General features: G+C 70.8%; 23 protein-coding genes. 18 read left to right on the forward strand and 5 right to left on the reverse strand.

Annotated features, from left to right (window positions below; translation table 11 throughout):
* The first annotated feature begins 29 nt into the window (after positions 1-29).
* From ACFYWJ_RS23225 to ACFYWJ_RS23275, 11 genes are all read left to right on the forward strand, one after another.
* Positions 30-854 carry an ABC transporter permease gene (locus tag ACFYWJ_RS23225; RefSeq protein WP_355271801.1) on the forward strand — a complete coding sequence of 275 codons (825 nt, stop codon included), beginning with the start codon at positions 30-32 and terminating at the stop codon, positions 852-854.
* A 10-nt stretch (positions 855-864) separates the two neighbouring features.
* Entirely contained in the window at positions 865-2,253 is a 1,389-nt protein-coding gene (locus ACFYWJ_RS23230) for a hypothetical protein (protein ID WP_355271799.1), read from the forward strand.
* Between the two features lie 42 nt (positions 2,254-2,295).
* Positions 2,296-2,448, forward strand: coding sequence for a hypothetical protein (locus tag ACFYWJ_RS23235; RefSeq protein WP_355271797.1), 153 nt, complete (start codon positions 2,296-2,298; stop codon positions 2,446-2,448).
* 103 nt (positions 2,449-2,551) lie between these two features.
* Positions 2,552-3,292 carry a helix-turn-helix domain-containing protein gene (locus tag ACFYWJ_RS23240; protein ID WP_355271795.1) on the forward strand — a complete coding sequence of 247 codons (741 nt, stop codon included), beginning with the start codon at positions 2,552-2,554 and terminating at the stop codon, positions 3,290-3,292.
* Between the two features lie 312 nt (positions 3,293-3,604).
* A complete protein-coding gene (locus ACFYWJ_RS23245; protein ID WP_355271793.1) occupies positions 3,605-4,687 on the forward strand; it encodes an ABC transporter substrate-binding protein in 1,083 nt (360 codons plus the stop codon).
* Complete coding sequence (locus ACFYWJ_RS23250) at positions 4,684-5,544, forward strand: ABC transporter ATP-binding protein (protein ID WP_355271791.1); 861 nt, start codon at positions 4,684-4,686, stop codon at positions 5,542-5,544. The genes ACFYWJ_RS23245 and ACFYWJ_RS23250 overlap by 4 nt, the downstream gene beginning before the upstream one ends.
* Positions 5,537-6,430 carry an ABC transporter permease gene (locus ACFYWJ_RS23255; protein WP_355271790.1) on the forward strand — a complete coding sequence of 298 codons (894 nt, stop codon included), beginning with the start codon at positions 5,537-5,539 and terminating at the stop codon, positions 6,428-6,430. Before ACFYWJ_RS23250 ends, ACFYWJ_RS23255 begins: the two co-directional genes overlap by 8 nt.
* A 15-nt stretch (positions 6,431-6,445) precedes the next feature.
* Positions 6,446-7,786 (forward strand): LLM class flavin-dependent oxidoreductase, encoded by a 1,341-nt coding sequence (locus ACFYWJ_RS23260; RefSeq protein WP_355271788.1) that lies wholly within the window; start codon positions 6,446-6,448, stop codon positions 7,784-7,786.
* Positions 7,787-7,893: 107 nt separating this feature from the next.
* Positions 7,894-8,829 carry a TauD/TfdA family dioxygenase gene (locus tag ACFYWJ_RS23265; RefSeq protein WP_355271786.1) on the forward strand — a complete coding sequence of 312 codons (936 nt, stop codon included), beginning with the start codon at positions 7,894-7,896 and terminating at the stop codon, positions 8,827-8,829.
* 65 nt (positions 8,830-8,894) lie between these two features.
* Positions 8,895-10,484 carry an FAD-binding protein gene (locus ACFYWJ_RS23270; RefSeq protein WP_355271784.1) on the forward strand — a complete coding sequence of 530 codons (1,590 nt, stop codon included), beginning with the start codon at positions 8,895-8,897 and terminating at the stop codon, positions 10,482-10,484.
* Positions 10,481-10,819: a ferredoxin family protein gene (locus ACFYWJ_RS23275; RefSeq protein WP_355271782.1), complete on the forward strand. Its 339-nt coding sequence runs from the start codon at positions 10,481-10,483 to the stop codon at positions 10,817-10,819. Before ACFYWJ_RS23270 ends, ACFYWJ_RS23275 begins: the two co-directional genes overlap by 4 nt.
* Here ACFYWJ_RS23275 and ACFYWJ_RS23280 read toward each other — a convergent pair.
* Positions 10,809-11,525: a hypothetical protein gene (locus ACFYWJ_RS23280; protein WP_355271780.1), complete on the reverse strand. Its 717-nt coding sequence runs from the start codon at positions 11,523-11,525 to the stop codon at positions 10,809-10,811. The two genes, ACFYWJ_RS23275 and ACFYWJ_RS23280, sit on opposite strands and share 11 nt — an antisense overlap.
* 260 nt (positions 11,526-11,785) lie before the next feature.
* Between ACFYWJ_RS23280 and ACFYWJ_RS23285 the strand changes: the two genes are divergently transcribed.
* On the forward strand, positions 11,786-12,127 hold the full coding sequence (locus ACFYWJ_RS23285) for a hypothetical protein (RefSeq protein ID WP_355271779.1): 342 nt from the start codon (positions 11,786-11,788) through the stop codon (positions 12,125-12,127).
* A gap of 22 nt (positions 12,128-12,149) precedes the next feature.
* Here the strand turns inward: ACFYWJ_RS23285 and ACFYWJ_RS23290 are convergent, their stop codons facing one another.
* The 3 genes from ACFYWJ_RS23290 to ACFYWJ_RS23300 all read right to left on the reverse strand — a co-directional run bounded on the left by ACFYWJ_RS23290 (position 12,150) and on the right by ACFYWJ_RS23300 (position 14,243).
* Positions 12,150-13,136 (reverse strand): helix-turn-helix domain-containing protein, encoded by a 987-nt coding sequence (locus ACFYWJ_RS23290; RefSeq protein ID WP_355271778.1) that lies wholly within the window; start codon positions 13,134-13,136, stop codon positions 12,150-12,152.
* A gap of 96 nt (positions 13,137-13,232) precedes the next feature.
* Positions 13,233-13,604 (reverse strand): nuclear transport factor 2 family protein, encoded by a 372-nt coding sequence (locus ACFYWJ_RS23295; protein WP_355271776.1) that lies wholly within the window; start codon positions 13,602-13,604, stop codon positions 13,233-13,235.
* A gap of 69 nt (positions 13,605-13,673) precedes the next feature.
* A complete protein-coding gene (locus tag ACFYWJ_RS23300; protein WP_355271775.1) occupies positions 13,674-14,243 on the reverse strand; it encodes a hypothetical protein in 570 nt (189 codons plus the stop codon).
* 602 nt (positions 14,244-14,845) lie between these two features.
* Between ACFYWJ_RS23300 and ACFYWJ_RS23305 the strand changes: the two genes are divergently transcribed.
* The 5 genes from ACFYWJ_RS23305 to ACFYWJ_RS23325 all read left to right on the forward strand — a co-directional run bounded on the left by ACFYWJ_RS23305 (position 14,846) and on the right by ACFYWJ_RS23325 (position 20,885).
* Positions 14,846-15,379: a hypothetical protein gene (locus ACFYWJ_RS23305; protein WP_355271774.1), complete on the forward strand. Its 534-nt coding sequence runs from the start codon at positions 14,846-14,848 to the stop codon at positions 15,377-15,379.
* A 16-nt stretch (positions 15,380-15,395) separates the two neighbouring features.
* The gene (locus tag ACFYWJ_RS23310; protein WP_355271772.1) at positions 15,396-17,000 is read left to right on the forward strand and encodes an MFS transporter; all 1,605 of its coding nucleotides are present in this window, start codon (positions 15,396-15,398) and stop codon (positions 16,998-17,000) included.
* A gap of 70 nt (positions 17,001-17,070) precedes the next feature.
* Positions 17,071-18,909 (forward strand): glycoside hydrolase family 15 protein, encoded by a 1,839-nt coding sequence (locus ACFYWJ_RS23315; RefSeq protein WP_355271770.1) that lies wholly within the window; start codon positions 17,071-17,073, stop codon positions 18,907-18,909.
* 172 nt (positions 18,910-19,081) lie between these two features.
* A complete protein-coding gene (locus ACFYWJ_RS23320) occupies positions 19,082-19,513 on the forward strand; it encodes an acetyltransferase (protein ID WP_355271768.1) in 432 nt (143 codons plus the stop codon).
* 52 nt (positions 19,514-19,565) lie between these two features.
* Positions 19,566-20,885: a diacylglycerol kinase family protein gene (locus ACFYWJ_RS23325; protein ID WP_355271766.1), complete on the forward strand. Its 1,320-nt coding sequence runs from the start codon at positions 19,566-19,568 to the stop codon at positions 20,883-20,885.
* 33 nt (positions 20,886-20,918) lie between these two features.
* On the opposite strand, the gene ACFYWJ_RS23330 is transcribed toward ACFYWJ_RS23325, so the two are convergent.
* A complete protein-coding gene (locus tag ACFYWJ_RS23330) occupies positions 20,919-21,314 on the reverse strand; it encodes a hypothetical protein (protein ID WP_355271765.1) in 396 nt (131 codons plus the stop codon).
* On the opposite strand from ACFYWJ_RS23330, the gene ACFYWJ_RS23335 reads away from it, so the two are divergent.
* A complete protein-coding gene (locus ACFYWJ_RS23335) occupies positions 21,313-22,734 on the forward strand; it encodes a condensation domain-containing protein (RefSeq protein WP_355271763.1) in 1,422 nt (473 codons plus the stop codon). The two genes, ACFYWJ_RS23330 and ACFYWJ_RS23335, sit on opposite strands and share 2 nt — an antisense overlap.
* Positions 22,735-22,736: the final 2 nt, after the last annotated feature.

A 22,736-nucleotide genomic window follows, 5' to 3' on the forward strand; every position in this document is an offset into this window, starting at 1 on the left:
CCGCCCTCCGTGAAAGGTCGAGCAGCGCAATGACTCTCACCACCCCGACCGGCACGACGCCGCCGCAGGTCGTGCGCGCGCCGCGGATCACCCGGGTCGGCGCGCTCGCGGCGGTACAGCACGCGCTGATGATGGCGTGGCGTGGCCTGCTCACCTTCCGGCACAGCCCGCAGCTGCTCTACGACGCCATTCTGCTGCCGATCGTGGGCCCGGTGCTGTTCGGCAGCATCTTCGGCACCGCCATCGCGGGCAGCATGGCGGCCTACCTGCCGATCATGATTCCGGGCGTGCTGGTGCAGATCGTGCTCACCTCCTCGGTCGCCACCGGTGTGCAGCTGTCCGAGGACATCCACTCCGGGGTCTTCGACCGCTTCGTCGCCATGCCGATCGCCCGCTCCGCCCCGGTTGCCGGAGCGTTGCTGGCGGGCACGGTGCGGTACCTGATCGCCGCGACGACGGTGGTGATCGTCGGATTCTGCATGGGCTACCGGCCCGAGCACACCGCCGGGTTCCTCGCCGGTGCCGTGCTGGTCGTCTTCGCGACGACCGCGATCAGCTGGCTGTTCGCCTTCATCGGCGCGACCGTCGCCCGGCCCGCCGCCGTGCAGGGCATGTGCATGCTGGTCCTGACCTTCCTCGGCTTCGCCTCCAACGCCCTGGTGCCCGAGGAATCCATGCCCACCTGGATGCAGCACGTCTCGGACGTCAATCCGGTGTCCTACCTGGTCTCCGCCGTGCGCGAGCTGGCCGCCGCGGGCACCGTCGGTGCCGACGCGTGCTGGTCGCTGGTGGCCTCGGTGGTCGTCGTCGCCGTCTTCGCGCCGCTGACCGTGCGCACTCTCCGTTCCCGATGAGGAGTTCCCGATGACCGTCACCTCCCCCGCCGTCGCGGCCGTCGCCACCGGACCGGCCGGTCTCAACCGGATCACCGCCGACGACGACCTGTTCTTCAAGCTGCACAGCCTCTACCCGAACGCGCTGGTCAATCAGCTGGCCTATCGCTTCGACGAGCGGCTCGACCCCGACCTGCTGCGGCGCTGGCACGCGCACCTGGCCACCGGATTCATCGCCCGCAAGGTCCGCACCACCCGGTTCCCGATCGCGCGGGCGCACTGGGAGCCGGCCACGGAGTCGCTGCCGCTGATCTGGTCGCCCACGCCGCTGCCCGACGACCGGGTGCTGGAGTGGTTCCTCGAGCAGGCCGCGGTGGAGTTCGACCCCGAGCGCGGCCTGGTGTGGCAGCTGGCGGGTGCGCACACGGAGTCCGGCGGCACCGTCGTCACCCTGGTCGCCTCGCATGTCGCCTGCGACGGCGGCGGGATGATGCACGCGATCGTCGACTCGCTGGACCGGCTCAATCGCGGCGAGACCCCCGACCGGGCCGCCAGCGCGGGCCATCTGGTCGGCCCGGTCGCCGGCCCCGGCCGCTTCGCCGCCGACATCGCCGACGCGGTCGGACAGGTGCGCGCGGTCGCGCGCGGAGTGCGCCTGGCGCGCCGCGCCCGCGGGGTGAGCGAGCCCGCCCGCAATCCGCGCCCGGCCGAACCCCGCCTGCCGCACGCGGAGACCTGGCAGGCCGCCGAGACGATCGTCCAGGTCGACCTCGCCGACTGGGACGCCGTCGCCGCGGCCAACGGCGGCACCACCAACGGCCTGCTGATCGGTGTCGCCGTCGGTCTGCTCGGGCGCAGCGGCCGGATCGCCGACGGCGCCGACGTCCGCGTCGACATCCCGCATTCGATGCGGGTCGCCGACGATCCGCGGGCCAACGCCACCACCGGGCTGCCGATCAGCGTCACCTACCGCGCCGGTGCGCGGGCCGATCTGCCCGCGGTCCGCGCCGCGCTCAAGGCAGCGGGCCTGGCCTACCGCAATCCCGCGACCATTCCGCCGATCCAGCATCTGCAGCCGGTCCAGATGCTGCTGCCGAAGGTGGTGCTGCACAAGTTCGCGCGGACCGCCAAGGCGCCCGAGTGCCTGTGCACCAACATGGGGCGCACCGCCCAGAACATCGCCGTGCTGGGCGAGCACCGGGCGCGCGATGTGATCATGCGCCCCGTGGTCAATCCCGGCCCGGTCGAGCTGTTCCGGCAGGTGGAAGTGGGCGTCAACCTGGCGTTCTCCTGCGACGACGACACCGTCACCCTGGTGGTCACCGGTGGTGACCCCGACCGCTTCCCGACCCGCGCGGCGCTGCAGGACCTGCTCGCCGCCGAGTTCGGCGACTGGGGACTGACACCGCGCTTCTGGTGAGGCCGCGCCGGTGCCCGCGGCTATCGTGGAGCCGTGGGCATCATGGGCGAGCTGTTTCCGGGCAAGAAGCTGCAGAACGAGGGCAGCGGCGACAGCAACGGCCAGGAGCGCGAACCCAGGCTCGACGTCGACCTCGACGCGGGCGTCATCCGGCTCTCCCCGCCCGTCGCCCCGGCGCGGGCCGACGGCGACTGAGGCCGCCCCGCACCGCTCGAATTCCGCTATCGGTGCGCGGAAGGATTGCGCCTGATCACGGCGTTGGCGATAGTTCACGGCACTTCGTCGAGAGGGAGCCGCCATGACCGCCACCGAACCGCCGCGCTCCGGCGCGCAAGCAGTCGACCGCGCGGTGCACGTGCTGAACTGCTTCCAGGGCAGCGATCCCGAACTGTCGCTCAGCGAACTCGCGCAGCGGGCGGGACTGCCCGTCAGCACCACCTTCCGGCTGGCCCAGGCCCTCGTTCGGGGCAGGCTGCTCGAACAGGATCCGGCCACCGATCGCTACCGGATCGGGCACGGACTGGCCTGCCTGGCCCGCCCCGCCCTCTCCCGGCTGGGTCTCGACGCTGCCGCACCCCATCTGTACGCGCTCGCCGCCGGTATCAAGATCACCGTCAGTTTGAGCGTGCCCGACGCGGAAGAGGCGCTCACCGTCTTCCAGGCGCGGCCACCGGTGTACTTCTGCCACAACCAGATTCCGCGGGAGCGCAGCCCGCTGTCCACCAGCGCGGTCGGCCACGCGCTGCTCGCGCACACCCCGGCCAGGGCCGACGCGGCCACCGGCGAACTGTTCGACACGGTGCGCAGGCGCGGGTTCGCGGTCGAGGAGATCGACAGCGACGAGCCGATCCGCGCGATCGCCGTCCCGGTGCTCGGACCCGACCGGCAGGTCTGGGGCGCGCTGGGTGTGCAGGCGCGTTCGGTCCGCCTCGACCGGGATCTCGTGCGAGCCGTCGTGCCCGCGATGCACCAGATCGCCGTGCGCATCGGACCGTATTTCCACGCGGGCGCCGCTGGTACGGGATTCGGCGCACCGTGATTTCCACGATGCGAAAACGGCATTGCCGCCCGGACACCGCCGGGCGCACTATGGAATCCGTTGCGGCGCAGCCCTCGCCGCACTCGTCACCGAAAGTCCCGTCATGATCGAATCCCCCGCGCTCGTCCGCCGCCGTACGGTGGACCTGATGCGCCTGTCGCCCGGATTCTGTCGCCGCTGACGCCGCGGCGGCTCCAGGTCCGCCGATTCTCTCCCCTCTCCTTCCCGGTAATCCGTTCGCGCGGATCGTCGCGGCGTGCGCCCGTGTGGCCCGCCGCGCGGTCACGCGTGCCGTCGAAAGCACCCCGAAACATGTTCTCCACCCTCTTCCGACGACGTCCGCTGCGGGCGCTCGCCGCCGCACTCGTCGTTCCCGCCGCCCTCGCGGTGGTCACCGCGTGCGGCGCCACCGACGCGCCGACGACCGCCGACGGCAAGACCGTCCTGCGCTATCAGGGCCAGACCGGCCTGGTCACGGCCTTCGAACTCGCCGACAGCCTCGGCTACTTCAGCACGATCAGCTTGCAGTGGGAGGGCGATACCACCAGCGGCCCGGCGAATATCCAGGCCGCCGCCACCAAGCAGATCGAATTCGGCAGCGCGTTCAACGGCGCGGTGGTCAAGCTCGCCGCCGGTGGCGCACCGGTGCAGGCGGTGCTGAGCTCCTACGGCTCCGACGCCAAGTCGTTCACCGGCTACTTCGTCCGCGACGACTCCGGCATCACCAGCGCCCGTGACCTGATCGGCAAGAAGGTCGGCGTCAACACCCTCGGAGCGCACCACGAGTTCGTCACCCGGGAATGGCTGCACCAGCAGGGGCTCAGCGAAGCCGAGATCAAGCAGGTCCAGCTGATCGTGGTGCCGCCGGTCAACACCGAGGAGGCGCTGCGCAGCGGCCAGATCGACGTCGCCGCGCTCGGCGGCGTGTACCGCGAGACCGCGGTGCCTCGCGGCGGCCTGCGCCCACTGTTCACCGACAAGGACATCTTCGGCGAATTCGACTACGGCACCTACGTTTTCCGCAAGGACTACATCGCCCAGAACGGTGCCGCCGTCAAGGACTTCGTGCAGGGCACCGCGCGGGCGACCCGCTGGCTGCAGATCACCCCGCGCGACGAGGTGGTGGCCAAGTTCGCCGAGATCATCACCAAGCGTGGCCGCAACGAGAACCTCAAGCTGCTCGACTACTGGCGCAGCTCCGGCATCCCGGTGGCGGGTGCGGTGATCGCCGACCGCGAGATCCAGATCTGGATCGACTGGCTCGAGCGCAACGGTGAACTGCCCAAGGGCAAGATCGCCGCCAAGGACCTGTTCACCAACCAGGACAACCCCTACGCCAACGGCACCTACCAGCCCGCCAGCGGCCCGACCGGCGAGGCGGTGGCCGCGAAATGAGTACCACCACAGCCAAACTCGCCCTGCGGGGCGTCGGCAAACAGTTCGCCGTGCGCGGCGCGGCCGAGAAGTTCACCGCCATCGACGACATCAGCATCGACGTCGGCGCCGGGGAGTTCCTGGTCCTGGTCGGCCCCAGCGGTTCCGGCAAGTCCACCCTGCTGGACCTGCTCGGCGGCCTGAACACCCCCAGCGCGGGCCAGATCCTGCTCGACGGCGCCCCGATCACCGGCCCCGGGCTCGACCGCGGCGTGGTGTTCCAGCAGTACGCGCTGCTGCCGTGGCGCACCGCCCGCGCCAACATCCAGTTCGGCCTCGAGGCCAAGGGCGTGGCGCGCAAGGAGCGCAGGGCGATCGCCGAGCACTACCTGGAACTGGTCGGCCTGGCCGGCTTCGGCGACCGCTACCCGCACGAGCTCTCCGGCGGCATGAAGCAGCGGGTCGCCATCGCCCGCAGCCTGGCCTTCGACCCGGAGGTGCTGCTGATGGACGAACCGTTCGCCGCCCTCGACGCGCAGACCAGGGAGTCGCTGCAGGACGAACTGCTGCGCATCTGGCGCACCACGGGCAAGACCATCCTGTTCATCACCCACGGGATCGACGAGGCCGTGTACCTGGGCCAGCGCGTCGCCGTGCTCACCTCCCGGCCCGGCCGGATCAAGGCCGTGATCGACATCGATATCGACCGCACCGGCGACATCGATGTCCGCTCCAGCGAACAGTTCCGCGACTACCGCCACCGCATCTGGACCGAACTGCAGAGCGAGGTGAGCCGGGCACAGCGGCTCGAGCTCGCCACCGACGACCGCGCCGCGGCGGCGGTCGCGTCCACCGACAGGAGCCCCGCCCATGTCTAGCGCCGTCCCCGTCCTCGTCCGCCCCGCCGAAGTCGCCGCGGAACCGGCGGTCCCCCTGGCGATTCCGGTCCCCCGGCCCGCGGTGCCCGCCGGGCTGGCCCGCGCCGCCCGCACCACCGCCGCGACCCTGATCCGGATCACCAAGCCCCTGCTGGCCTTCGCGCTGCTGCTGGGCGCCTGGGAACTCGCGCCCCGGTTCGGCCTGGTCGACGAGGTGTTCCTGCCGCCGTTCTCGGTGGTCGTGCAGGCCTTCGCCGAGCTCGCCGCCAACGGGCAACTGGGCGAACACGTCTCGGCCAGTCTCACCCGGTCGATCACCGGCTTCTCGATCGCCCTGGTGATCGCGGTGCCGGTCGGGATCGCGATCGCCTGGTACAAGCCGGTCTCGGACTTCCTCAATCCGGTGCTCGAGCTGTTCCGCAACACCGCCGCCCTGGCGCTGCTGCCGGTGTTCGTGCTGATCCTCGGCATCGGCGAGACGTCGAAGATCGCGCTGATCGGCTACGCGACCTTCTTCCCGATCCTGCTCAACACCATCACCGGGGTGCGCACCGTCGACCCACTGCTGGTGAAATCGGCGGTGTCGCTCGGCTTCTCGCCGCTGCGGCTGTTCCAGAAGGTGATCCTGCCCGCGGCCATCCCGTCGATCTTCACCGGCATCAGGATGGCGGCCGCCGGCTCGATCCTGGTTCTCATCGCGGCCGAGATGGTCGGCGCCAGGGCCGGTCTCGGCTATCTGATCACCGCCGCGCAGCAGAACTTCCAGATCCCGCAGATGTACGCGGGCATCGTAGCCATCTCGCTGATCGGCCTCGGTTTCAACTTCGCCCTCGTCGCGCTGGAACGCCGCCTCTCCCGCTGGCGCACCTCGCCGACCGACGCCTGACCAGGAGTCTCTTCCATGTCCCGCAAGACCTTTCATCTCAACGCCTTCCTGATGGGCGTCGGCCACCACGAGGCGGCCTGGCGCCACCCGCGGACCGACGCGCACCGGGTACTCGATGTGCGGCACTTCCAGGAGCTGGCCCGCATCGCCGAGCGCGGCAAGCTCGACTCGGTGTTCTTCGCCGACACCCTCGCGGTCGGCCCGCGCATCGAACGCAACACCCTGGCGGTGTTCGAACCGGTGACGCTGCTGTCGGCGATCGCGACCGCCACCGAGCGGATCGGCCTCATCGCCACCGCCTCGACCAGCTACAACGAGCCGTTCAACCTGGCCCGCAAGTTCGCCTCGCTCGACCACATCAGCGCGGGGCGGGCCGGCTGGAACATCGTCACCTCCGGCAGTGTCGACGAGGCCTACAACTTCGGCCTCGACGCGATCCCCGAGCACGCCCGCCGCTACGAGCGCGCCGAGGAGTTCGTCGACGTGGCGCTAGCGCTGTGGGACAGCTGGGAGTCCGAGGCGATCGTGCTCGACGCCGAGGCCGGCGTGTTCGCCGACCCGACCCGGGTGCACACCCTCGACTACGCCGGCGAGCGGTTCCGGGTGCGCGGCCCGCTCAACTCGCCGCGTGGCCCGCAGGGCAGGCCGCTGCTGGTGCAGGCCGGATCGTCCGAATCGGGCAAGGAGTTCGCGGCGCACCGGGCCGAGGCGGTGTTCACCGCGCAGCGCACCCTCGAGGAGGGCGTGCGGTTCTACCGCGATCTCAAGAGCAGGCTGGCGAAATACGGTCGCGCCGAGCACGAATTGAAGGTGCTGCCCGGCCTGGTGCCGTTCATCGCCGACACCGTCGAGGAGGCGAAGGCGCTCGAGCAGGAGTTCACCGACCTGATCTCGCCGGACTACGCGCTGCGTCAGCTCTCGTCCATGCTCGGGGTCGACCTCACCGCGCACGCGCTCGACGCGCCGCTGCCCCCGCTGCCCGCCGAGAGCGAGATCGAGGGCGGCAAGAGCCGGTTCACGCTGGTCAAGGAGCTGGCCGAGACCGAGGAGCTCACCGTGCGCCAGCTCATCGGCAAGCTGGGCGGTGGCCGCGGACACCGGACCTTCGCCGGCACGCCCGAGCAAGTGGCCGACGAGCTGCAGACCTGGTTCGAGGCGGGCGCCGCCGACGGCTTCAACATCATGCCGCCGTACCTGCCCGGCGGGCTGGCGGACTTCGTCGACCGGGTGGTGCCGATCCTGCAGGAGCGCGGCCTGTTCCGCGCCGACTACGAATCCACCACGCTGCGTGGCCACTACGGCCTGGACCCGGTGGAAAGCCGGTTCGCCGAGCGGGATTCGCGGGCCAGCGCCTGATGCGGACCCGACGTCTCGACATCGACCTGATGCGGGTGGTGAGCAGTTCCTGTCCGGGCCGCTGAGCACACCCGCCCCCAGCCCGGCATCCCCGAAGGACCGAGAACATGACCACCATCGAAACCCCCCGCACCGCTACCGAACTGGAGATCACTCCGGTCGCCGGGCACATCGGCGCCGAGGTCGCCGGCGTCGACCTGCGCACCGAGCTCACCGACGCCCAGGTCGCGGAGCTCACCGCCGCCCTGCACCGGCACAAGGTGCTGTTCTTCCGCGATCAGGAGATCGGCCACGCCGAGCAGATCGCCTTCTCCCGCCGGTTCGGCGCCGTCACCCCGTCGCACCCCTACGACGACGACGCCCCCACCGAGCACCCGGAGATCCTGGCCGTCGACAGCCGCCTCTACGAGAAGCGGTTCGGCCGCAAGAAGTTCAGCTACACCAACCAGTGGCACACCGATGTCTCGCCGCTGATCAACCCGCCCGCGGCGTCGATCCTGCGCGCCGAGATCGCCCCCGAGCGCGGTGGCGACACCCAGTGGACCAATCTGGCCGCCGCCTACGCCGGGCTGCCGGAGTCGCTGCGCACCTTCCTCGACGGCCTGCGCGCCGAGCACCGCTTCGGTGGCCGGATCCCGCCGTGGGAGGCCGACAGCGACTACGCCCGCAAGATCGCGGCCGCGCCGCTGGTCACCGAGCACCCGGTGGTGCGGGTGCACCCGGTGACCGGTGAGCGGGTGCTGTTCGTGAACCCGGGCTTCACCACCCGGATCATCGGCCTGACCCCGCCGCAGAGCGACGCCCTGTTGCAGCTGCTCTTCGACGAGATCGCCCACCCCGCCTACACCGTCCGGTTCCGGTGGGCGAAGGGCAGCATCGCGTTCTGGGACAACCGGGCCACCGCCCACCTGGCCCCGAGCGATCTCGACCACCTCGACGTCACCCGGGTGCTCTACCGCACCACCCTCGAGGGCGAGGTCCCGGTCGGCGTCGACGGCACGGCGTCCAGCTCGGTGGCCGGCGAGAAGTTCACCGGCGCCTGATTTCCCCTCCGGTGCCCGGCCGTCCCCGGCCGGGCACCGGCTTCTTCTCGACAGGAGCACGATCCATGAGCGAAACCTGGCACACCAGCACCGACGTCCTGGTGATCGGCGGCGGCCCCGCCGCGTCCTGGGCGGCGATCCACGCCAGGGAGGCGGGCGCCGAGGTGATCCTGGTCGACAAGGGCTACTGCGGCACCAGCGGCGCCACCGCGCCGTCGGGCACCGGGGTCTGGTACGTCGCGCCCGAGGCCACCGCCCGCGCGAGCGCGAAGGCGTCGCGCGAGGCACTGGGCGGCCACCTCGCCGACCACTACTGGATGGACCGCGTCCTGGACCAGACCTACACGAACATGCACCGGCTCGCCGTCGAGGGCCGCTACCCCTTCCCTGTCGACCCGGCCACCGGCGAACCGCTGCGCACCGGCGTGCAGGGTCCGGAGTACATGCGGCGGATGCGCGCCTGGCTCCAGCGGATCGGGGTGCGGATCCACGACCACTCACCCGCGCTGGAACTGCTCGTCGACGACACCGGCGCGGTGCGCGGCGCGGCGGGGCATCAGCGCCAGCTCGACCGGGACTACCGGATCACCGCGGGTGCGGTGGTGCTGGCCTCCGGCGGTTGCGCGTTCCTGTCCGGGGCGCTGGGCACCAATGTCGACACCGGCGACGGCGCGCTGATGGCGGCCGAGGTGGGCGCGCGGTTCTCGGGCATGGAGTTCTCCAACGCCTACGCGATCGTGCCCAAGGGCTCGACCATCACCAAGACCGCCTACTACGGCTACGCCACCTTCTTCGGCGAGGACGGCCGGGTACTCGAGGACGCCGGGTCCACCAGGGGCCGCTCGGTGATCGCGCGCACCCTGTCGCGGGAGAAGGTCTTCGCTCAGCTCGACCGGGCCGACGCGACCGTGCAGGCGCAGATGCGGCTGGGGCAGCCGAACTTCTTCCTGCAGTTCGACCGCCGCGGGATCGACCCGTTCACCCAGCGTTTCGAGATCGACCTGCTCGCCGAGGGCACCGTGCGCGGCACCGGCGGCATCGATGTGGTCGACGACGACTGCGCCACCACGGTCCCCGGGCTCTTCGCCGCGGGCGACGCCGCGACCAGGGAGCGGATCTGCGGCGGTTTCACCGGCGGGGGCAGCCACAACGCGGCCTGGGCGATGTCGTCGGGCAGCTGGGCCGGCGCGGGCGCCGCGCGCTACGCCCGCACGGCGCGCACGGGCGGCGAGGTCGAGGGCGCGGGCCGGGTCGGCCTGCGACCCACCGGTTCCGGCACCCTCGCCGCCGCCGAGGTGGTCGCGGCCGCCCAGGCGGAACTGATCCCGTTCGAGAAGAACTACCTGCGCCACGGCGACCGGCTGCGGCCCGCGCTCGCCCGTCTCGACGAGCTGTGGAACGCCGCCGCCGACGGGCTGGCGGGCACGACCGGCGACGACCGGATCAGGGCCAGGCAGGCCGCGGCGATCACCGCGGTCGGCAGGTTGATGTACCGATCGACGTTGTCGCGCACCGAGACCAGGGGCATGAGCAAACGGGCCGATCATCCCGCCATCGATCCGGCCCAGCATCACCACGTCGTCTCCGGTGGCCTCGACGCGCCGTGGACCGGCACCGCCGACGCCCGTAACGCCGGACTGGCGGTGGCGTCGTGATCGAATTGCTGCGCGCGCAGGATTGCATCGGCTGCGACAAATGCGTGCTCGCCTGCCCCACCAACGTGTTCGACCGCACCGAGGACGGCATTCCGGTCATCGCCAGGCAATCGGACTGCCAGACCTGCTTCATGTGCGAGGCGTACTGCCCCACCGACGCGCTCTACGTGTCCCCGGAGTCCACCGCGCTCCCCCGCGAGGCCACGCTGCCGACCGAGCACATCGGCCGGTACCGGGAGAAGCTCGGCTGGGGCAACGGCCGGACCGCGGGCGCCAGGGTGGCGGTCGGCCCGCGCCTGCCGCACGGCACCCCGCCGCCGCGGCTCATCCCCTGAGCAGGTCCGCCGGTCGTCGCAACGCGCCGAAGAGCGGATCGTCGTAGACGGTGGGTTCGACGACCGGATCGGGCACCCGGAGCAGATCGGCGGTGCTCACCTCGGACCAGTCGTATCGCTGGTTCTCGCACTGCAATTCGACCAGCGACACCGACGACACCGTGTCGTCGAGGCCGAAATCGGCGAAGCCTTCCTCGGCGAGCACCGTCCGGACGTGCTCGACCGGGGTCGGCCGGGTGGCGTAGGCCAGGGCCAGGTACGGCCGCAGCGGCTCGCCGAACTCGGGGATCCGTTCACGGATCCACACGTCGGTCAGCGCGCGGGTGAGGTCGTCGCGGACCTCGAGCAGATCGGCGGGCAAGGTGATCGGCAGCCGGATCGAATCGGCCGCGACCACGGGCGCGCCGAAGCCGATCTGGAACGGGGCGCGCTCGGCGAGGACGGTGCGCGAGCCGGCGACCAGCGCCGCGAGATGCACTCCCTTGACGCCGTCGACGAAGCCGATGCCCTGGACTCCGATCCGCAGCCGGCCCGCGTCGACCGGTTCGAAGCCGGGCAGTCTGGTCAGCGTCGGGCCGAAGATCTCCACCAGCTTGTCGGCGACCGGCTGGGTCGGCGTGACCTGCCAGTCGTAGAAGGACCGTCCCGGTGTCCACCCCGGCCGCCACCACCAGCGGCTGGCAACCGTCATCTCGCTCGCGCTCATCGACCCACCTCCCGACTCGACCGCTCGCGTCCAGCGACCACCCGGTCGACCGGCGGATCTGCTCACGAACGACAGATTCGGCCGGTTCACCCCGACGTACCGGACACGATCGGCAACCCCTCTGCGACGCCAGTTACCTGTCAGCGACGGTATTACCCGGCGTGGCGGACCCGCAACACGGCGAGACCGTTCCGTTGTACCTTCGCTCCCGACTCATCGCTTTCGGCCCCGGCCCGGCGGCTCGCACTACACTGACCGGCATGCCTGTTCGTCGGCTGATCACGCTGTGTGCGTTCGCCCTCCTGCTGCCCTTCGCCGCCTCCGCCTGCACCATGACGGGCCCCGGCACCACCACCGAGTGCAACGTGAGCGGGTGCACGGTCACCTTCGAGCGCGGGGTGAGCGCCAAGGCATCGGTGCTCGGCATCGACGCCGAGCTGGTCGCGGTGAACGGCGACATGGTGACGCTGAGCATCGGCGGCCAGCAGGTGACGGTGCCGGTCGGCCAGTCGCAGGCGGCCAACGGGATGGATGTCCGGGTCAGCGAGGTCACCCAGGACAAGGTCGTCGTCGTCCTGTCGACCGGCTTGAACCAGAACTGATCGATCGGCGCAAGCCGCTGCGCTACACCGGTTCCGCGCTGCGATAGCTGCGCGCGACCAACGCCGACCGCAGGCGCCACAGGCCGTGGCTGCGGGTCGCGTCGCAGCCGGTCAGGCGGGCGATCCGCTTGAGCCGGAAGTCGACGGTGTTGGGGTGCACGTGCAGGGCACGCGCGGTGCGCTGCCGGTTCACGTCGTGCGCGATGTGGCACCGCAGGGTAGCGAACAGTTCGGGGTGCTCGTCGAGCGGATCCAGCAGCGCCGCAAGGAAATCCCGCCCGGGGCCCGGTCGGGTGAGCTGGTACTCCAGCGCCAGGTCGGCGAAGTGGTGCAGCCTGCCGTCGACGCCGAGCCGCTGCACCATGTCGAGCAGGCTGTGGGTCCGGTCCGCCCAGGTCGGCAGCGCGTCGCCGGCGCAGTGCGCGACCGCCACGGTGATCGGCACGCCCGCGGCGTCGGTGAGCGCGGCGAAGAGCGGTTCGAGTTCGTCGGCGTCGACATCACCGGGAAGCAGCGCGGTGCCTCCGTCGCCGGTCAGCAGGGACAGCGCGGTGCCGTCCGACCAGCGGAACAACTCGGCGCGCACCTGCTCGAGCCGACGCCGGCCCTGTGCCCGATCGGGGCGTACCCGGGCGCCGGACGCGGGCGGATCGGTGATGGCCACCGCGAGCACCCAGTAGTGCGACGCGATCTCGACCCCGCACCGCCGGGCCATCGTCGCGGTCGCGCTCCCGTCGAGCAGGGCCGCCGTGATCAGGTGCACCGCGCTGTGGTGTTCGCGCAGCACCGCGTAGCGCAGCACCGTCTCCAACGAGACACCCTGGCGCACCCACGCCGCGACGACGTCCTCGATCTCGGCGGCGCCCACCGCGTCCTCGGTCTCGGTGAACGCGGCGACCAGGTGCCGTACCCGGCCCGCGTCGTCGCCGTGCTCGGCGAGCGGCATCGTCGTGCGCCACGCGCCGTCGGAGCCCGACGCCCGGGCGAGGACGGAATGCGACCTCGTCATGTACAGGCCTCCTCGATGTGCTGGTCCCGACCTGAGCACCACGCTACGGAGCAGGCGTTCCCCGCGATGTCCAACATTCTGGACACCGCTACCCGCTCAGCCGAGCACGTTCGGCTGGTCCAGGATCCAGCGCCAGCTACCGTCCGGCTGCCTGCGCGCGACCTCGACGGTCGCCCCCGTGCCGCCGGGCAGCCGCGACGACGTGAGCGCCAGATCGCCTGCCCGCAGCGCGGGCGCCTGCGCGCCGAGCTGGAACACCGGCCGGTCCGCGACCAGGCGCGCGTAGGCGGCTCTGATCTCCGCGATGCCGGTCGCCACCACGCCGTCCGGCAGGGCCAGGACCGCCTCGGATTCGTACAACTCGACCAGGCCGTCCACGTCACCGGCGTTCAGCCGTTCGACCACCAGCCGGCTCAGATCCTCCGGACGCCGCGCTCGTTCCCGCACACCGTCGACACTGTCGGTCATCGTCACCCTCCTCGACATGGGCTGTGCGCCAACGGTAACGCCGGGGTACGACAGAACCGGACGAGCGTCTCAGTGCCCGTCGTGCACGTCGACCGAGTACCGGTACCAGTTCCCGTCGAACGGGGTGTAGACGGGCTGATAGGCGGTGGGGACGTGCACCGGCGGCCGGGCACCGGCGGGGAAGTAGGCCAGGCCGCCGAGCGAGTCACCGATCCCGAACAGGCAGCCGCCGTCGCGATCGGCGACCGAGGACACCCGGATCACCCCGATCCAGCCTGCCTCGGACTCGGCACACCGTCCCCGCGCCACCTCGGTCAGCGCCGATTCCGACAGCCACCAGGCCACCCGGTCCGGAATCCCCGCCGCGACGGCGCCGACCCCGGCCAGCACCACCAGCGGCGCGACCAGCACGGTGCCGTAGCGCCGGTAGCGCGCACACCCGATCGGCGCGCACACCAGCCAGACCACGCCGGCGACCAGCAGCGCGAGCACCGCGGCGACCGTGACCAGCAGGTCGAGGGCGGTGGCGTCGTCGAGCAGCAGCGCGACGATCGCCCCCGCCGCCAGCACCGTCGACGCGCGCATCGCCGACACCCAGCGCCGAGTCGGTGGCACGGTCCCGGTCTCCACGGTCGTCATGGGCCCACCCTACGGATGCCGGCACCGGAAACGGCGAAACCCCGGAGGGCCGTTGGCCTTCCGGGGTTTCGCGCGCACAGATCACACCGTCACAGCGGCGGGAATCCCGCCGAGCCGGTCGCCATCCAGTTCCAGAATCCGGCTGCCCGGTTGACCAGCAGGGCAATGACGTCGAGAGCAGTGCTTCCCATCAAGTTTTCCTAACATTCGGACGAACGATTCGCTTGCCCACCATAGCAACTCGCCACCGCCGATCACGACACGATCTCGGCGCACTGGAGCATTACCAGTGAGCACGCGCGCGCATTCGTCTCGTCGACAACGAAATCGATGTTTCAGCAGGTGAGAGCGTTGCCGATGCGAAATCGCCCGGCGCTCGAATGCCGTGCGGGGCACAATTGCCGGACAGCTCGTCCGGTGCGGTGAATTCCCCGCCGGACAGATATTCGCCCGAGATCGAGACGGCGGGCGATCGGCGCCGGGTCCCGACGACGACAGGCGTCGCACCTCCTCGCGGCCGTCGCGAACCGCGAATACAGTACTGGGGAAGCACACCTTTCCGACGTGAGACCGGTAGCGCCCGACGAACACGGTGAGGACGGATGGACAGCATCAGTCACGAGCTCCTGCACAGGCCCCTGTTCTCCCGCGTCCCCCTCGACCAGGGCAACGCGGCCAGCCGCATCAGCGCCTACATCTACGGGAACGTACTGATCCTGGCCGCCCTGATCCCGGTCGCGCCGTCCGCCGAGAACGTCGGCATCCTGGTTGTTCTCGGGACCGCCGTGTCGACGTTCATCGCGCATTCCTTCGCCGAGAGCGTCGGCCGATCGGTGCGCGAGGGCTCGCCGCAGACCACGGCGGATCGCTGGGCCGACCTGCGCGATTCGCTGCCCATCCTCAGCTCGGCGGTGGTGCCCTGCGTCGTGCTCGCGGCCGCGGCCTTCGGGTGGCTGCAGCCGCGCACCGCGCAGGTGCTGGCCGAGGTCGTGATGCTGGTGCGGATCGCCGGCATCGTCTTCGTCATCCGGCGGCTGCAAGGCCGGCGCCCGGACCGATCGACGCTGATCGGGGCGGTGGTGCTGGGCTGCGCGGCCACCACGGTCGTCGCGGTCAAAGTCGTCCTGACCCACTGACCGCGAGGAGGACCACGTGTCGGCGCCACCGGTGAAGTCGAGTTCGCTCGTCCTGCTCGTGCTGGCCGCCGGCCAGTTCCTGATGACGCTCGACAGTTCGGTGATGAACGTGTCGATGGCCACCGTCGCCCAGGACCTCGACACCACGATCACCGGGATCCAGACCGCCATCACGCTCTACACGCTGGTGATGGCCTCGCTGATGATCACCGGCGGCAAGGTGGGCGCCATCGTCGGCAGGCGCCGGGTGTTCGGGATCGGCCTCGTGATCTACGGCATCGGCTCGTTCGTCACCGGCCTGGCGCCGAATCTGGCGATCCTGCTGCTGGGCTGGTCGCTGCTGGAGGGGATCGGCGCGGCCCTGATCATGCCTGCGATCGTCGCCCTGGTAGCGGGCAACTTCCCGCCCGCGCGCCGCTCGGCGGCCTACGGGATGGTGGCGGCGGCGGGCGCGGTCGCCGTCGCGGTCGGTCCGCTGCTGGGTGGCGCGGTGACGACGTTCGCGTCGTGGCGCTACGTCTTCTTCGGCGAGGTGGTCATCGTGGTGGCGATCCTGCTGGTGCTGCGCCGCGTCGAGGACGCGCCCGCCGAGCAGGTCCGGCTCGATCTGGTCGGGTCCGTGCTGTCGGTCCTCGGCCTGGGCGCGATCGTGTTCGGCGTACTGCGGTCGAGTGAATGGGGGTGGGTGCGACCGACCTCCGGCGCGCCCGCGCTGTTCGGGTTGTCGGCGGTCATCTGGCTGATACTCGGCGGCCTGTTCACCATGTATCTGTTCCTGCGCAGGCAGACCTACCTCGTCGACCGGGGCCGCGACCCGCTCGTCGATCCGGCGCTGCTGCGCAACCGGCAGCTCGTCGGCGGGTCGAGCATGTTCTTCGCGCAGTTCGCCGTGCAGGCCGGGGTGTTCTTCACCGTGCCGCTGTTCCTGTCGGTGGTGCTCGAGCTCAGCGCGGTCGAGACCGGGGTGCGCATCCTGCCGCTGTCGGTCGCGCTGGTGCTGGCCGCGATCGGGATCCCCCGCTTCCGGCCGCAGGCCGATCCGCGCCGGGTCGTCCGGCTGGGTCTGGGCGTGATCATCGTCGGCGTGCTGATGCTCGCCGCCGGCATGGATCCCGGCGCCGACGCGGCCGTGGTGTCGATCCCGATGCTGCTGATGGGGCTGGGTCTGGGCGCGCTGGCCTCGCAGCTGGGCGCGGTCACGGTCTCGGCCGTGCCCGATTCGCGCAGCTCCGAGGTCGGCGGCATCCAGAACACCGCCACCCAGCTCGGCGCGTCCCTCGGGACCGCGCTGATCGGCTCGATCCTGATCGCGACGCTGACGTCGTCGGTGGTCTCGGGCATCCAGCAGAACCCGGCCGTGCCCGCCTCCGTGCAGCAGCAGGCCACCACCGATCTGTCCTCGGGCGTGCCCTTCCTGTCGGACCGGCAGCTGTCGGACGCGCTCGACGACGCCGGGATCGACGACGCCACCGCCGAGGCCATCCTGGCCGTCAACACCGATGCCCGCCTCGAGGCACTGCAGGTGGCGTTCGCGGTGACCGCGCTGCTGGCGATCCTGGCGCTGTTCGGCACCGGCCTGCTGCCCCGCCGTCCGGTCACGGGAATCACCCGTTCCGGGTGAGGACCGCGCCGCGGGCGGCTGGTTGGCTGGCAGCACGGCCGACCGCAGAGTCCCGAGGCGAGGAGCGCTCGTGAACGCGTACCCACCCATCGACGAACACGGCATCGTCGGCGACCTGCAGACCGCGGCGCTGGTGTCGTCCGCCGGAACCATCGACTGGTGGTGCGCGCCCCGCTTCGACTCACCGAGCGTGTTCGCCTCGCTGCTGGACAGCGCGCGGGGCGGACATTGCTCGATCGCGGTCGACCCGGCCAGCGCGGGCACGGTCCGGCAGCTGTACCTGTCCGACACCGCCATCCTGGTCACCCGGTTCTCCGGACCCGACGGCGTCGGCGAGGTCGCCGATTTCATGGTCCCGATCCCCGGCACCGCGCCCACCGATCGGCACCGGCTCGTCCGCGTCGTGCGGGTGGTCCGCGGCAGCCTGACCTTCACCCTCGAATGCCGGCCACGCTTCGACTACGCCCGCGCCACCCACACTCTCGAGCAGGTCGACGAGCGCACCGCCGTCTTCCGTTCCCCCACCGCCGATCTGCACCTGCAGGCCACCGAACCGATCGTGCTCGACCCCGACGGCGCGGACGTCACCGCGCGCTTCACCCTATCCGCGGGGGAACGCGCGGCGGTCGTGCTGACCACCACCGCCCCGGGCGCCGCCGCGTCGGCGGCACCCGAATGGGCCGCCATCGCCACCGAATTCGACCACTGCCGCCACTTCTGGCAGACCTGGTTGCGCTCGTCGACCTATCGCGGCCGCTGGCGCAACATGGTCAACCGCTCGGCGATCACCCTCAAGCTGCTCACCTACGCGCCGACCGGCGCCCCCATCGCCGCGGCCACCATGGGACTGCCCGAGCAGATCGGCGGCGAGCGCAACTGGGACTACCGCTACACCTGGATCCGGGACGCCTCCCTCTCGGTCCGCGCGCTGATGGACCTCGGATTCGCCGCGGAGGGCCTCGCTTTCCGGCGCTGGCTGCGCGAACGGGTGGACGCCGGCGGCACCGCCTCCGGCGAGCCCCTGCAGATCATGTACCGCGTGGACGGCGATCCGAAGCTCGAGGAGCTGATCTTGCCCCACCTGGAGGGTTACGAGAAGTCGGCGCCGGTGCGGGTGGGCAACGGCGCGGCCGACCAGATCCAGCTCGACATCTACGGCGAGGCGGCCGACGCCCTGGCCCAGGCCACCGACATGGCCGCGATCGCCGGCTGGCGCACCTTCACCGGCCTGATCGACTGGCTCGCCGACCACTGGGACCGGCCCGACGAGGGAATCTGGGAAACCCGCGGTGGGCGTCAGGATTTCACCTACAGCCGGCTGATGACCTGGGTGGCCTTCGATCGCAGTATCCGGCTGGCGACCGAGCACGCCCGACCCGCCGATCTGGCCCGCTGGACCGCCGAACGCGACGCGGTCTTCCGGCAGATCATCGACCGCGGCTGGAGCGAGCGACGCCAGGCCTTCGTCCAGCACTACGCCACCGATGTCCTCGACGCGTCGCTGCTGCTCATGCCCCGCATGGGATTCCTGTCACCGAACGACCCCATGTGGCTGAGCACCCTCGACGCGATGGACCACGAACTGGTCAGCGACAGCCTGGTCTACCGCTACGACCCCGAGGCCTCCCCCGACGGCCTGCGCGGGACCGAGGGCACCTTCAACCTGTGCAGCTTCCTGTACGTGGAAGCCCTGGCCCGGACCGGCCGCTTGCAGCAGGCCCGCTACGCCTTCGACAAGATGCTGACCTACGCCAATCACGTCGGTCTGTTCGCCGAGGAGATCGGCCCCTCCGGCGAACAACTCGGCAACTTCCCGCAGGCGTTCACGCATCTGGCCCTGATCACCGCCGCGCTCGCCCTCGACGAAGAACTCGACCGTGTCGAGGCGGCGCCCCCGTCGGCGGGCTGATCCCGTGACCACCCGATTCCTTGTTCGGAGGACACTATTTCGGTAAAATCAGTGCGTTCTCGCACCGAATACACACTGCTCGCCGACTTCGCTCTCGGACCGTCGGCGCAATTCTCGGCGATCCATTTCTCGACGGGCACTTTCTTTCCCTCAGCATCCCGAGGAGTCGAGCATGACCAGCAATACCTCGTCGGCGCATCGCGCGCCACCCGAGGAAGAACCCTTCCAGACACAGGCCATCGCGGAGGGTATTTCCATCACGGCCGCGTGCATGCTGCTCATCTTGGCGGCGGTCTCGATCCTGCAGGGCATTGCCGCGCTGCTGGACGACGAAATATATGTCGCCGGAGTCGAATACGTGTACAAGTTCGACACGACGACCTGGGGATGGATTCATGTCGTGCTCGGGGTGCTGGCGCTGATCGTCGGCGTCGGCCTGGTCCTGGGCGCCACCTGGGGGCGGTACAGCGCGCTCGCCGTCGCCGCGCTGGTGATCGTCGCGAACTTCCTGTCCCTGCCCTACTATCCGGCCTGGTCGTTCATCATCATCGGGCTCAGCCTGGTGATCGTCTGGGCGATCTCCACCTGGAGACCACAGCACTGACTCCGCCGGCGCTAGCGACATCGCCCCGGCCCGACGTGCGGCGGGCTGGGCGATGAGCGCCGACTCCGGTGCGCGGATCCGGATTTGGTCCGCCCGGGCCGCCCTTCTCCTCGCCGCGCTGACCGCGGTGATCCCGGTGCTGTTCGCGGGAGTGGTGGGGACTCTCGGCGTGCTGATCGTTGGCACCGGCGGCGTGGTCGTCACGTTGGCCGCCCTGTACTGGTTCCTGACCAGGTACGGACTGCTGCGCTGGGTGTCGCTGGCGATCGCGGTGCTCTCGCCGATCATCGTCGTCGTGGCGTTCGTGCGGGCCCGGCTGCTGTGGGTGGTGCTGCTCACCGTGGCGGTGGCTCTGCTGGCGCTCCTGTGCGCGCGCGTCGCGCTGCGCACCGGGACGCATCACGCCCCCGCGCCCGACCGGCCCGCCCCGGTGGCCCAACGCCCGTTCCTCATCATGAACCCGCGCTCCGGGGGCGGGAAGGTGGAGAAGTTCGATCTGCGCCGCCGCGCCGAGGAACTCGGCGCGGAGGTCGCCCTGCTCGAAGGCGATGTCGACGTCGAGACGCTGGCCAGAGACGCCGTCGCCCGGGGCGCGGATCTGCTCGGGGTGGCGGGCGGCGACGGGACCCAGGCGCTGGTGGCGGGCATCGCGGCCGAGCACGACCTGCCGTTCCTGGTGATCAGCGCGGGGACCCGCAATCACTTCGCGATGGACCTCGGCCTGGATCGCGCCGATCCCGCCGCCGGGCTCGACGCCCTCCGCGACGGTGTGGAGTTGCGGGTGGACCTGGGCCGGATCAACGGCCTGCCGTTCGTCAACAACGCCTCGTTCGGCGTCTACGCCGAGATCGTGCGCAGTCCCGCCTATCGCGACGACAAGACCGCGACGGTGCTGCGCCTGCTGCCCGACCTGCTCGCCGGGCACACCGGCAACCGGCTCGTCGCCCGCATCGACGGCACGACGGTCGACGGCCCGCAAGCGATCCTGGTGAGCAACAACCCCTACGGCACCAGCGACCTCGCCGGGCTGAGCCGCCGCGAACGCCTCGATCGCGGCACGCTCGGGGCAGTCACCGTCTCGGTCGCCAACACCCGCGACGCGGTCGGGCTGATCCGCCGCACCCGCAGCCGCGGCCTGACCCAGCACACCACCCCGGAAGTCGCCGTCGACACCGACGCGCCACAGATCCCGGTCGGTGTCGACGGCGAGTCCCGCCAGCTCGACACCCCGGTGCGCTGCGTCATCGAACCGGGCGCATTGCGCGTATGGGTACCGCGCCACCGGCCGGGAACGCCGCCAGCCCCACCCACGATCGATTGGCTCCGGCTGCGTGACTTGGCCATTCGCGGCGACGCCGCGGCACCGCGTTGACCGCCACAGGTTCCGGGATTGCACCCACTGCCATCATGCGTCAGATGAACGACGGGGAAACAGCACCGGACAACGGACGCCCCGGGCTGTGATGACGCCGACACCGTCGACCGGCCCGGGTGAACAAAAGTATCGGCGGACACCACTGTGCGCAGGTAATTCCATTCCGAAATATTCTGTGCGCCAGCCGTAATCCGCCGACCGCTCGGCAAAAGGTGCTGACCGACGAGTTTTGTTCAGCGAAATCGTGATCGCCGTCACAGGAATGAATTCCGCCGTTCCGGCTATACCATCAGATCCGCCGAGGCTTCCCGGGAATATCCGCCGTCGAAGTTCCAGAGCACCAGTGGTGACACATCGACGTGCCCCTTTTTCGAATCCGTCTTCCGCCGCTTCGGCATGTATTCGTCGCGAGGTGAACCCGGTCATGGAATACACCCACCTGTCCGAATTCCAGATCCGTCCCGGCACGTTGTCGATCTGGACGCCCGAACTCCCCCCGGCTGCCTGGCAGCCCGACGACCGTCCGCTGACCAGCGTGCACGCCGGCTACTGCGCCGGGGTCGACCCCGCCGATCCGCGACCGGGTCGTGGGCGCTGGATCGGCACCGTCTTCGAGATGGACGCGCGCCTCGAGCCCGCCGCCTGGCGCGAGACGCTGCGTCGCTGGCATGCCAGGCACGAGGGGCTGCGCACCACGGTGCGCGTCGACGCCGCGGGCGAACCGCGCCGACTGCTCGCCCCCGCCACGGCGGTCGGCATCGCCGAGCACCGGGTGGACGGACTCACCGACGGCACCCGGATCAACGAATTCCTCTGCGGTGCACTGGAACTGCGCCTGTCTCCGCTGGTCTGGCCGCATCTGCTCGCCGCGACGGTCGAGCACGCCGCGACCGCGGACTTCACCGTGCTGGTGGCCGCCGATCACTCGGTCATGGACGCCTACTCCCAGGCCATTCTCATTCTCGAGCTGCGCACCCTGTACCGCGAGGTACTGGCGGGCGAGCAGGCCCGCGAGTCGGCCACCTTCGGTAGTGCCGCCGACTTCGCCGTGGTCGAGCGCGCGGCCGCCGCCGAGCTCGACGCCGACTCGCCCGCGGTGGCGACCTGGCGGGAGTTCCTCGCCGGCGGCGACGGCACCATGCCGCGGTTCGCCCCGCACGCGCACCGGCCCGCACCGGCCGACCTGGCGCAGCCGAGTGTGTCGCGCCGGGTGCTCGAGCTCGACCAGCTCGAACGGGTCGAGGCGGTCCTCGACCAGGTGCGGCACCGGATGTCGGTGGCGGTGTTCGCTGCGCTGGCGGTGGCCCATCAGCGCCGGTTCGGCGCGGAGCGGATGCGCACCATCATGCCGATCGCGACCCGCCCCGATCTGCGCTGGCTGGAGTCGATGGGCTGGTTCGTCAATGTCGTCCCGGTCGACATCCGGGTGGAGCCCGAGGCGGGGATGGCCGCCGCGCTGGACAGCGCGCGCACGGCGCTGCGCCGGTCGCGGACCGCGAACGACGCGTCCTGGTCCCGGGTGCTGGAGGTCCTCGGGGTCGCGGAGACGCCCCGGTTCGGCATCTCCTTCCTCGATATCCGGGTGCTGCCCGGCTACGAGCTCGTCGCCGACCTGCGTGGCCGGACCCTGCGGGCGGAGTCGTACTCCACCGACGAGGTGTTCCTGTGGGTCGTGCGGGCCGCCGACGGCCTCTACGTGTCCACCCGGTATCCGGCGGGCCTGCCCGCCGAGGTGATGGACGAGTTCCTCACCGCGTTCGGCGCGGCGCTCGCGGAGGTCACCGCGGCGGTCCACCTCGACGCGCCCGCGCCCGCCGCGGCGCCGGTCGTCGCGCAGGCGGTGTGAGC

It is taken from the genome of Nocardia sp. NPDC003269 (assembly GCF_042888005.1).
GTDB lineage: Bacteria > Actinomycetota > Actinomycetes > Mycobacteriales > Mycobacteriaceae > Nocardia.

Bases quoted from the DNA above. Each gene is read 5' to 3' on its own strand.
- ACFYWJ_RS23225 (WP_355271801.1), top strand. From the start codon at position 30: ATGACTCTCACCACCCCGACCGGCACGACGCCGCCGCAGGTCGTGCGC.
- ACFYWJ_RS23230 (WP_355271799.1), top strand. From the start codon at position 865: ATGACCGTCACCTCCCCCGCCGTCGCGGCCGTCGCCACCGGACCGGCC.
- ACFYWJ_RS23235 (WP_355271797.1), top strand. From the start codon at position 2,296: ATGGGCGAGCTGTTTCCGGGCAAGAAGCTGCAGAACGAGGGCAGCGGC.
- ACFYWJ_RS23240 (WP_355271795.1), top strand. From the start codon at position 2,552: ATGACCGCCACCGAACCGCCGCGCTCCGGCGCGCAAGCAGTCGACCGC.
- ACFYWJ_RS23245 (WP_355271793.1), top strand. From the start codon at position 3,605: ATGTTCTCCACCCTCTTCCGACGACGTCCGCTGCGGGCGCTCGCCGCC.
- ACFYWJ_RS23250 (WP_355271791.1), top strand. From the start codon at position 4,684: ATGAGTACCACCACAGCCAAACTCGCCCTGCGGGGCGTCGGCAAACAG.
- ACFYWJ_RS23255 (WP_355271790.1), top strand. From the start codon at position 5,537: ATGTCTAGCGCCGTCCCCGTCCTCGTCCGCCCCGCCGAAGTCGCCGCG.
- ACFYWJ_RS23260 (WP_355271788.1), top strand. From the start codon at position 6,446: ATGTCCCGCAAGACCTTTCATCTCAACGCCTTCCTGATGGGCGTCGGC.
- ACFYWJ_RS23265 (WP_355271786.1), top strand. From the start codon at position 7,894: ATGACCACCATCGAAACCCCCCGCACCGCTACCGAACTGGAGATCACT.
- ACFYWJ_RS23270 (WP_355271784.1), top strand. From the start codon at position 8,895: ATGAGCGAAACCTGGCACACCAGCACCGACGTCCTGGTGATCGGCGGC.
- ACFYWJ_RS23280 (WP_355271780.1), bottom strand. From the start codon at position 11,525: ATGAGCGCGAGCGAGATGACGGTTGCCAGCCGCTGGTGGTGGCGGCCG.
- ACFYWJ_RS23285 (WP_355271779.1), top strand. From the start codon at position 11,786: ATGCCTGTTCGTCGGCTGATCACGCTGTGTGCGTTCGCCCTCCTGCTG.
- ACFYWJ_RS23290 (WP_355271778.1), bottom strand. From the start codon at position 13,136: ATGACGAGGTCGCATTCCGTCCTCGCCCGGGCGTCGGGCTCCGACGGC.
- ACFYWJ_RS23295 (WP_355271776.1), bottom strand. From the start codon at position 13,604: ATGACCGACAGTGTCGACGGTGTGCGGGAACGAGCGCGGCGTCCGGAG.
- ACFYWJ_RS23300 (WP_355271775.1), bottom strand. From the start codon at position 14,243: ATGACGACCGTGGAGACCGGGACCGTGCCACCGACTCGGCGCTGGGTG.
- ACFYWJ_RS23305 (WP_355271774.1), top strand. From the start codon at position 14,846: ATGGACAGCATCAGTCACGAGCTCCTGCACAGGCCCCTGTTCTCCCGC.
- ACFYWJ_RS23320 (WP_355271768.1), top strand. From the start codon at position 19,082: ATGACCAGCAATACCTCGTCGGCGCATCGCGCGCCACCCGAGGAAGAA.
- ACFYWJ_RS23325 (WP_355271766.1), top strand. From the start codon at position 19,566: ATGAGCGCCGACTCCGGTGCGCGGATCCGGATTTGGTCCGCCCGGGCC.
- ACFYWJ_RS23335 (WP_355271763.1), top strand. From the start codon at position 21,313: ATGGAATACACCCACCTGTCCGAATTCCAGATCCGTCCCGGCACGTTG.
- ACFYWJ_RS23330 (WP_355271765.1), bottom strand. From the start codon at position 21,314: ATGACCGGGTTCACCTCGCGACGAATACATGCCGAAGCGGCGGAAGAC.